The sequence below is a fragment of the Dysgonomonas sp. 520 genome (assembly GCF_010501095.1).
Taxonomy (GTDB): Bacteria; Bacteroidota; Bacteroidia; order Bacteroidales; family Dysgonomonadaceae; genus QVMP01.
Genome location: NZ_QVMP01000023.1, coordinates 54714 through 63952 on the forward strand (window position 1 = coordinate 54714; position 9239 = coordinate 63952).

Annotated in this window: 8 protein-coding genes; 4 read left to right on the top strand and 4 right to left on the bottom strand. The window is 37.4% G+C overall.

Annotated features, from left to right (window positions below):
- Positions 1-5: 5 nt before the first annotated feature.
- The 3 genes from D0T56_RS13085 to D0T56_RS13095 form a co-directional block, all read right to left on the bottom strand.
- Positions 6-1277 carry a hypothetical protein gene (locus D0T56_RS13085; RefSeq protein ID WP_163320609.1) on the bottom strand — a complete coding sequence of 424 codons (1272 nt, stop codon included), beginning with the start codon at positions 1275-1277 and terminating at the stop codon, positions 6-8.
- Between the two features lie 76 nt (positions 1278-1353).
- The gene (locus tag D0T56_RS13090) at positions 1354-3693 is read right to left on the bottom strand and encodes a tyrosine-protein kinase (protein ID WP_163320610.1); all 2340 of its coding nucleotides are present in this window, start codon (positions 3691-3693) and stop codon (positions 1354-1356) included.
- Between the two features lie 13 nt (positions 3694-3706).
- Positions 3707-4540 (bottom strand): polysaccharide biosynthesis/export family protein, encoded by an 834-nt coding sequence (locus tag D0T56_RS13095; RefSeq protein ID WP_163320611.1) that lies wholly within the window; start codon positions 4538-4540, stop codon positions 3707-3709.
- A gap of 203 nt (positions 4541-4743) precedes the next feature.
- Between D0T56_RS13095 and D0T56_RS13100 the strand changes: the two genes are divergently transcribed.
- From D0T56_RS13100 to D0T56_RS13115, 4 genes are all read left to right on the top strand, one after another.
- Positions 4744-5730 carry an SPOR domain-containing protein gene (locus D0T56_RS13100; RefSeq protein ID WP_255491174.1) on the top strand — a complete coding sequence of 329 codons (987 nt, stop codon included), beginning with the start codon at positions 4744-4746 and terminating at the stop codon, positions 5728-5730.
- Between the two features lie 173 nt (positions 5731-5903).
- A complete protein-coding gene (locus D0T56_RS13105; RefSeq protein WP_163320613.1) occupies positions 5904-7064 on the top strand; it encodes a TlpA disulfide reductase family protein in 1161 nt (386 codons plus the stop codon).
- A 168-nt stretch (positions 7065-7232) separates the two neighbouring features.
- Complete coding sequence (greA, locus tag D0T56_RS13110) at positions 7233-7703, top strand: transcription elongation factor GreA (RefSeq protein WP_163320614.1); 471 nt, start codon at positions 7233-7235, stop codon at positions 7701-7703.
- Between the two features lie 3 nt (positions 7704-7706).
- Complete coding sequence (locus D0T56_RS13115) at positions 7707-8099, top strand: HIT family protein (RefSeq protein ID WP_163320615.1); 393 nt, start codon at positions 7707-7709, stop codon at positions 8097-8099.
- 108 nt (positions 8100-8207) lie between these two features.
- Here D0T56_RS13115 and D0T56_RS13120 read toward each other — a convergent pair whose 3' ends face one another.
- The gene (locus tag D0T56_RS13120; protein WP_163320616.1) at positions 8208-8642 is read right to left on the bottom strand and encodes a copper resistance protein NlpE; all 435 of its coding nucleotides are present in this window, start codon (positions 8640-8642) and stop codon (positions 8208-8210) included.
- Between the last annotated feature and the right edge of the window lie 597 nt (positions 8643-9239).

Here is a 9239-nt window from a genome sequence, read left to right on the forward strand (position 1 = left end):
TATACTTATCCAATTTTTACTTTTTTTCCATCGCAAAAGTAATTTTTGAGTTCTGAGTCAGATATAGCCCTGAGTTTTGGTGATACGCATATCCCAATGCAAACCCATACCATAATATACCGTATGTTTAGTGCTAGCTGCCCTGACGGGTACATTTCAAGTAGCCAAAAGAAAACAAGTAGTGCGGCTCCCTTGGTAAATCCATTCTTTGTTTTAAAATAACCTGCATATATGGCATAAAAGCAAATAGACCAAAATAACGCAAGGCTTACAATTCCTCCTTTCAGGATAACGGTTAAGAATCCGGTTTCTATGCTATGTCTATATTCGCTATTGTCTCCATCTATACCCGGGGCATAATATGTCCCGTTCATTCCTTTACCAATGACCCAGTCTTGAGGTTCCATATCTTGAAAGTACATAATTGTTACTTCTTCCCTGGTGTTCACAGTAAGCCTTTTCTCAAATCCGCTGAACATAGTCTCCTTAGCCATATCGTAAACCAGAAAGCCAAATCCGGCAACAAGGGCGAGGAGTATTACGAATATCAGCTTCTTGTCAGTTTTTTGCGAATAGTAGATAAAGTGAAGAAATATGGCAAGACCTAAGAATCCTGCAAAGCTGAAGGCTAAGTTTCGCCGGGCATAGATAAATGAGGCTAGTATGGATACTATGAAAATAAGTGCTGCAATTTTTTTTTGTTTATCATCAAGATAGAAATAGGAGAGGATAAGAAAACCGACAGGTATGCTGAGGGTTACAACCATATTATCAAAAAAATTATGACCTCTTACAGACAATATATCAAAAATGGTTAATGTTATCAAAAACAGGAATATATAGCCTAATTTGAATAAGAAATCAATCAGGTATTTGTAGTTTGCAAGGTTGTCTGCGAACATGAAAATTATGAATGGGATAACAACATAAAAGAAGTATCCATCGTCCACATACATCAAGATAAATATTTCGTAATCAAAAGCAAAACCTCTGGCAACAACAACTAGTTGCCAAATGATGTATAGCCAGAATAGCACCTTGAATGTTTTGTCTTCAAACTTAATTCTAATTGCATGGAAAGATGAATAGAACATTATTAGTGTCCCTACCAATTTTACCGAATTTTCCGTGAAACTGTCAATTTTGAAAAAGGTACTGGCGATGGTTATCGCAGAATAGAAAAGAAGCCCCCACCAAAACCAATGAAAATATTTAGATACAAGATTGTTTGTATCTATGTTTTGAGTCGTATTTTGATGTGTTTGCTTGTTGAGCATAATCTAATTGAGAAGAAAGATAATCTCTAAAAAAAGAGATTATCTTTTGATATTGAACGATGTTTATATATTTATATCAATGAGTGTTCGCTTGTCCATATCCGTATCCGTACGAGTCTTTGGTGGTAGTGCCATTCATCACCAGATATAGATTTTTTAGTTTTTCTTCTTCGGCAGCAGACTCGGCTAGTCTCAAATACGATTTATTGGTATAGTTTGCACGATACAAATATACAGTCAGATCAGAGAATTTATTTAGTGAGAACGTATCCGATACCATTCCTACCGGAGCTGTGTCTACTAAAATGAAATCGTAATTGTTTCTTAAGTAGTCGAATAGCTCTTCAAGTTTATCGCTCAATAGCAACTCGGAAGGGTTTGGTGGTATTGGCCCGGATGGTATGAAGTCGATTGATGAAGACAAATTTGATAGAGGAACTATTATGTCCTTGGGTGAATAGTCGTCGGTGGATAGAAAGTTTGTAATACCATTTTTTGCATCTACCGATAAGTATTCGGACAGTTTCGGATTTCGGATATCCAGTCCGACTATAACAACCCGTTTGTTCTTTATGAGTGAAAACGACAGTGCTAAATTCAGAGCTACAAAAGATTTTCCTTCGCCCGATATGCTGGATGTCAACAAGACCACTTTTTCGTCCTTTTTCAGTAAGAACTGAAGGTTTGTTCGCAGTAGCCTGAATAGTTCCACAGCCGGTTGGTTTGCTCCTTCTTTAACCACAACTCTTTCTTTTCGTTTGTCAAAGCATATTTCGCCCAAAACGGGTAGTGTTGTCGATTCTGTTAATTCTTCTTTCGATGAAAGTTTAAATCTTAATATTTTCATCATATAAATTGTAGCAATCGGAAGCACTAATCCTAAAGCTAAAGCAATGAGATATGTTTTCGGTTTTACGGGGGCTACCGGTTTAAAGATGTTATATGCAGAATCAATTATTTTGGCTTTGGGCGTGTTAGAGGCTAGTGTAAGCTCGGCTTCTTGCAATTTGCCTAACAAGAAAACATACAATTCCGATTTTATGAGTTGCTGTCTTTGCATATCCAGATATGCTCTTTCCTGAGTCGGCATCTGTTTCATACGCGATTGCATTTCATTTTCCCTCTTCTGCCAGTCTTTTCTTGTTATTTGTGTTTCCTTTTTTGCCTGTTCAATGCTAAGAAAGACGTTTTGTCTCATCAAGTCTATTTGCTCGTTGATGGTCAGGATTGTAGGGTTGCTCTCGTTTGCATTGCGAAGCATTTTATTTCTTTCCAGAATGAGCATGTTGTATTGTTCAATCACTTTTAGTAAGGATTCGGGAAGTCCCAGGCTGGAAGGTATGAGAGCGTATTTGTTCACCGGATCTTTCAGGTGGCTTTCTATCATCTGCAAAATATTTGATTGTATTTCCAGCTCTACGGTTTTCTCCCTTACCGTGCTCATTGTTTCCAGAAATATTTTAGCTTCAGATTCTATGTCTGTCAGGTTGTTGTTCCTTTTATAAAGTTCTACATCCTGTTCTATTTTTTCAAGATCGTCATAAATATATTTAGTTCTTTCCGTTATAAACTCGATAGAACTTTGTGCCGCTTTGTTTTTGTCCGATAGCGCATCTTTATTGTATAATTCGATCAGTTTGTCAAGGATATCTTTTCCTCTTTGTCTTTCGGTATCGTTTACACTAAGAATGATAATGTTCGACCTTTTGGATGCAGGACTGATATCGATACTGTTTTTATAATTTTCGGCTGCCAGATCAAGCCCGGTGATTCCCGCAAGCAAAGTATATTCTTTGTCTTTTAGCAAGGCTTCAGCTTCCTTGTTTTTTTCGAAAGTGAAAGTTCCGCAATCAGTGGTTAGTGTTTGAGGAAATTGAGATATGGAAAAGCCATTCACTTCATTTTTGTTATACTTCATTTCTACATTGACCAAACCATCTTTGCCGACATGCAATTTCATTGCTATATGTCCGGAAAGGGTGTCTGTCAAATATTTATTATATTTAACATTGATCGGGCTTGAGTTGTATATTGATTTATTGAATGGAAATTTTTTAAGGGAATACGATGTGCACAAGTCTAGGTCGGATATCATTTTACGCATGATCGAATGTGAGTTGATTACCCCAATTTCATCATCAATGTTAGACGAAGAAGATGATAATCCTCCTATACCGACTGCATTCATAAGTGCCGATTCCATCTTACCTTTACTTGACGATTCTTCACTTCTGACTACAATACTGGCCCTCATATTATATATGGGAGCTTTGAATTTTATGTAAATAAATGCAACACAAAGGCATGCAAAAATGGAGAGTACAAACCATTTCCAAAACTTTAGATAGTAACCGATAGTACTGTTTGATGATGAGAACGATTGTGTGTTTATTGAAGAAAAATATTTCTTTAACATAAAATTGGTATTCTTATTTATTGAATGCTATTATTAAAGTTGCTGTGGTGGATATAACACTAAGTGCTATACCGATAGATGACGTAATCAATGACGTATTGTATTGTTTTGCTTGCCCCATGCTAGCATCTTTTTGTCTTTCACTATTGGGGTCTACATATATTATGTCGTTTTGTTTGAGGTAATAATATTCCGAAGTTAGCAGTTCTGCTTTGGTTAAGTCAACACGGGTACGCTCTATTTTTCCCTCATTGTTGCGTATGATAAGTATATTGTCTCTTCTTGCCTGAATATTCAGGTCCTTAGCAGCAGCAATTGCGTCTAATATTGTGGTTCTTTGTCCTGAAAAGAAATAAGTTCCGGGAGCCATTACATCCCCAATCACAGAAACCCTGAAATTGGTGATGCTCAAATTTACGATAGGGTCTTTAATATATTCTTTCAATTTTTCTTCGAGATAAGAAATGGCTTCGTCTCTGGTCATCCCGGCTAATTTTATTTTGCCTAAGGTTGGGAACTGTATTTCTCCGTTTTTTCCTACTATATAGGGTTGGATGCGTGTGTTTTGAGAGATAGCGTTCATCTCGTAAGATTGTCCTTCCGTACTATTTCCTGCCAGTATGGGTAGGTTGAAATGTGCTGCGGCCAAAGCATCGGGCGATGAAACTGATATGGCCAATTCATCATCGGGTTGAATAATAGTTGAATATCCAGCGTTATGAGAGCTCAGGTATTCATTCGATACCGAGTCGATGTTCTGAAAATATGAAATGCTTTTTTGTTGAGAGCATGAAAAAAACGATGCCGTAAAGAGAAAAGCACACAGAAATATAGATAATAGCCTCATTATAATTGAATATAGTTAAATTATCAGTTTTTAGTTTTAATTAGCTAAAACTTCAACGGATTGTAATGCTAATTATTGTCACTCAATAGTTAAAAAACAAAACGAGAACAAAGATATTAATAATTACTTATTAACAAAGATATGTTGATAAGTAAAGTCCCCGACATTCGTATTCATTCCTTTGTTTTTATTATATTTGCCGTATGAAAAATCTTGTATCTCATATTAATTGTCTTATTATGAGGCATAATTGTGTAATTGTGCCTGATTTGGGTGGCTTTGTCGTGAATCGAGAACCTGCACATATAAATGCAGAAGGGGTGGTTATTGCTCCACGGGTTTCGTTTGCGTTCAACCAAGACCTTAAGTATAATGATGGACTGTTGGCTGAGGCATATATGAGTGAGAATGGAGGTACGTACGAAGAGGCATGTTTGTCGATCAGTAATGCCGTGAAAAGTTTGAACATCTTTTTGTCTGTTCAAAAAAAGATAGAGATAGGAAGAGTAGGCTCTCTTGCGATAGACAAAGAGAATGGAAATGTTGTCTTTTTTCCCAATCGTGATGTCTTTTATCACCCACTTATATTTGGCGACTCCAATTTGAACCTTCAGCCGTTAGATAGGATTAAGGAAATTGAGGCTGTGGTTGAGATCAAGAAAAAGCGTTTCGAGATGAAGCGTGTAATAGGAAGTGTTGCGGCTTCGGCTGCAGCAATATTGCTTTTCTTTGTTGCATCTACTCCAATAGCAGAGAGTGGAGCCAACAATGTTAATATGCAAAAATCCGGTTTTTTGACGAACATATTATATACAAATTCGGAAAAGAAAGTTAGCGAAGATAGTGCGGAGCCGACAGTGGCAGAGGAGAAAGAGGTGGTATCGCCCGATAACAAGCAAAATGTAGCGGCAATATCGGTTGACGCTCCGGCGGATGCTAAGCCAAAAAGTAAAGCAAGTGTCTCTTACTATTTGATTATAGCGGGAGAAGCAACTCAAAACGCAGCAAACAAACGTCTGGCTAAGATAAAAGAAGCCGGGTTTGCAAATGCGAAGATATTGGACACACCCCAGCGCAAACGTGTATACATAGCCTCTTTTGACAAGAAAGTGGAAGCGGAAGATTACCTGTCGCATTTCAAGACTTTACATCCACGATATAGTGATGCGTGGATATTTGCAAAAAAGTAAACCACTAAGTTTAAGTATTATTATATTATGCGTATAACCTCCTGATTTTTACCGGGAGGTTTTTTTGTAAAACCTAGGAGTGAGAGGCAGATTTTATATTGAACGGAAAACAAGAAATAAATCATAAATTTTCTATCTTTGCCTCCATTATTGAGATTTATTCGGAAGATATTATGAAAAAAATTGAAAGTATAAAATATGTCATTTTAAGTTTGGTTGCGGTGGTATTGCTGTCTTGTAAGTCAGACCCGAAATTTACCATCAAAGGTGAGATTAAAGGAGTTCGGGATACAATGCTATATTTGGAACACCGTGGGTTGACCAAGATAACCATTGTTGATTCGGTGAAAGTGAAAAGCGATGGGGCTTTCGAAATAAAGGGTGCTGCGCCCCAATTTCCCGAATTGTATGCCCTTAGACTTGGCAATCAGTATATTAATCTGGGTGTAGATTCTACCGAAACCATAACAGTCAGAACCACAAAAGATAATTTTGCAACAGGTTATGAAATAGAAGGCTCGGAAAATAACCTGAAGATCAAGGATATATCGTTGCTCAATTATGAAGTAACGAAAGATGTGAACAGGCTGAAAGAGCAATATCAGGAAAAGTTGATAACGGAGCAACAGCTATACGACTCGGCTTCGGTTGTTGTTGACAATATGACGAAAATAGCAACAGATATAATAGCTAAAAATCCGGGAAGTATTGCCGCTTATTTTGCAATCTTTCAGAAAATAAACGGAGATCTATTGTTTGATCCTTACGACAGGAAACAGTCGAAGCTGTATGGTGCAGTTGCTACGCAATGGGATACGCACTACAAAGATAGTCCTCGGTCGAAACATTTGAGAGAATTTGCGTTAAGTGCCTTGAGAACAGTGAGGGATACAAATGCACGGTCGAAACTGCTGGATAATGTGGCGGAAATGAACACAAGCGATTACTTGAAAATCAGTTTGCCTGATGTTGAAAACAAAAATGTTGATCTGCAAACGTTTATCGGTACTCCTGTGATACTGGATTTTACAACCTACTTGGCCGAATATTCCCCTTTGCATAATGTGGAGTTGAATAAGATATATGAAAAGTATAATGGTCGGGTTGTGATTTATCAGGTGTCTTTCGATCCGGATTTTCATAACTGGAAAAACTCGGCGGTAAATTTGCCGTGGATTTCGGTCAGGGATAAAGATGCAGCCGGTTCCAAGTTGTTTGGATTGTTTAATATTTCGGAACTTCCAACTACCTATATAATTAATAAACAGGGCGAAATAGTGAAGAGAATGACTGCGAATGATAATTTGGAAACTGAAATTGTGAAAGTGTTATAAAACATAAACCAATGTTGCAAAGATGAGAAATTAAGACTATCTTTGTAATAATAGAAGTGAGAAAGAAAAGGAGTTCTGGTCGTTTGGACAAGGATTCTTTTTCTTTTTGTTACTTTCTAAAGTGAATAAACATTTAGTAATAACAATTAAAATTTAAAATTAAATGCCATGGCTATTAGTTACATGACCGAAGACGGTTACAAAAAACTAAAAGAAGAAATTTATCAATTGGAAGCTTTTGAAAGACCAGCTATATCGAAGCAAATTGCTGAAGCACGTGATAAAGGAGATTTGTCGGAGAATGCCGAATACGATGCTGCAAAAGAAGCTCAAGGTATTCTTGAGGCTAAGATTGCCCAGTTGAAAAACTTGTTGGCTAATGCTCGCTTGATTAACGAAGAAGCAATTGGTACGGATAAAGTTCAGATACTAAATAAAGTAACTATCAGGAATACAAAAAATAATCAGACAATGACCTACACCCTGGTTGCAGAGAGTGAGGCTAATCTGAAAGAAAATAAAATAGCAGTCAGTACCCCTATTGCCCAGGGATTGATGGGGAAAAAAGTGGGTGATGTAGCCGAAATTAAAGTGCCGTCGGGCATTATGAGTTTCGAAATTGTAGATATTTCTATTTAAGGTATGGCGAGTATTTTTAGTAAAATAGTAGCAGGTGAAATACCCTCATACAAGATTGCCGAAGATCAGGATTACTATGCCTTTCTCGATATAAACCCTATGGGTAAAGGGCATACTTTGGTGATACCCAAAATGGAAATAGATTATATTTTTGATTTGGACGACCAGACCTTGTCCGGCATGATGCTTTTTGCGAAAAAGGTGGCGAAAGCCATCGCAAAGGCCATTGAATGTAAGAGAGTAGGGGTTATGGTTGTCGGGATGGAGGTTCCGCATGCCCATATACATCTTATCCCGATCAATAAAGAGTCGGAAATGAGTTTGTCGAATCCGAAATTGAAACTAAATCCGGAAGAGTTTGTCGAGATTTGCGAACGAATAAAAGCAAACCTGTAAAAAGGAGATAATAAGATAGAAAACGAGGTGCTTCGCAAAGCACCTCGTTTCGTTTTTTTGGATGGGAACAGTCTTTTGCCTCCCGAAAAGAATAAGCATATTTTCGATTTATTTTTTCAAGATAAACATCTCAGAGAGTTCACCTGTGATTGGTTTTCCGTCAACATCAAGCTGGGTCAGTTTATTTTCTCCAACAGCATATTGGTTTGGTTTATCTTCGCCTGCCAGAGTGATTGTTGTGCCGGCATCGTCCCAACTATAAGACCCTTTCGAAGAAAAAGGTTTTGCCTTTTTGTCTTTGTAAATCACATCCTTGGTATAGGTGCTGTCGGTCAGTACAATGGTTACTTCCATTTCGCTGTTCGCTCCGGGTAGAACCCCTTTGTATGTACCCTTATAATCGAGCGAATTTCTAGCATTGTGAATATCAGGAGCCGTTGTGGCAGAATCAACCGGAGTTGTTGTCGTAGGAGACTGTTTGGCGCCATTGTTACATGATGCTAACAAAAATACAGTTGCAAATAAGAAAACAATCTTTTTCATCTTAGTTAATTTAAATTAGAGTTGTTATATACAGTTTATTATTGGTTCAAATCCGATATTAATCGTTTTGTCATATTGAATAAAACGAAAGATCTGTGACAGAAAATATCCAGATTCTTCACTTCGTTTCTACATATTTACTAAGTTATAACAATTTGGACTATGAAAAGTTTGTTTTGTTCATTCGGGTTTCTATAAATATCTCTAAATAATGCGAATCAGTAGTTAAAATAGGTTCTTTAATTTTCTTTACTTCATTCTGCCACATCTTTTACAGAGACTTGCTTTCTCAACTTTTTGGTGTCAAAAAGTTGCAAAAAACAGTGCTTCGTGACTCGCCGACCTGACAAAGCGATTCGTTGACTAAACTAAATAAACTCGCTACGCTCAGACAGATATTTAGTTTTGCGCCAACTTTATCGGTCAGGTCACCCGGCTGCGTCACTAATGCACGTCACGCTTACGCCCAATTTTAAAAACGTGACATTTGGTTGATTGACGGGGTACCCACACAGCGCAGATAAGCGATAAGAACAAAAAGCTGTTTGAGCATTACCAGACCATTCTAATTTTACAGCTTCTTGGTGCGAGTTATTT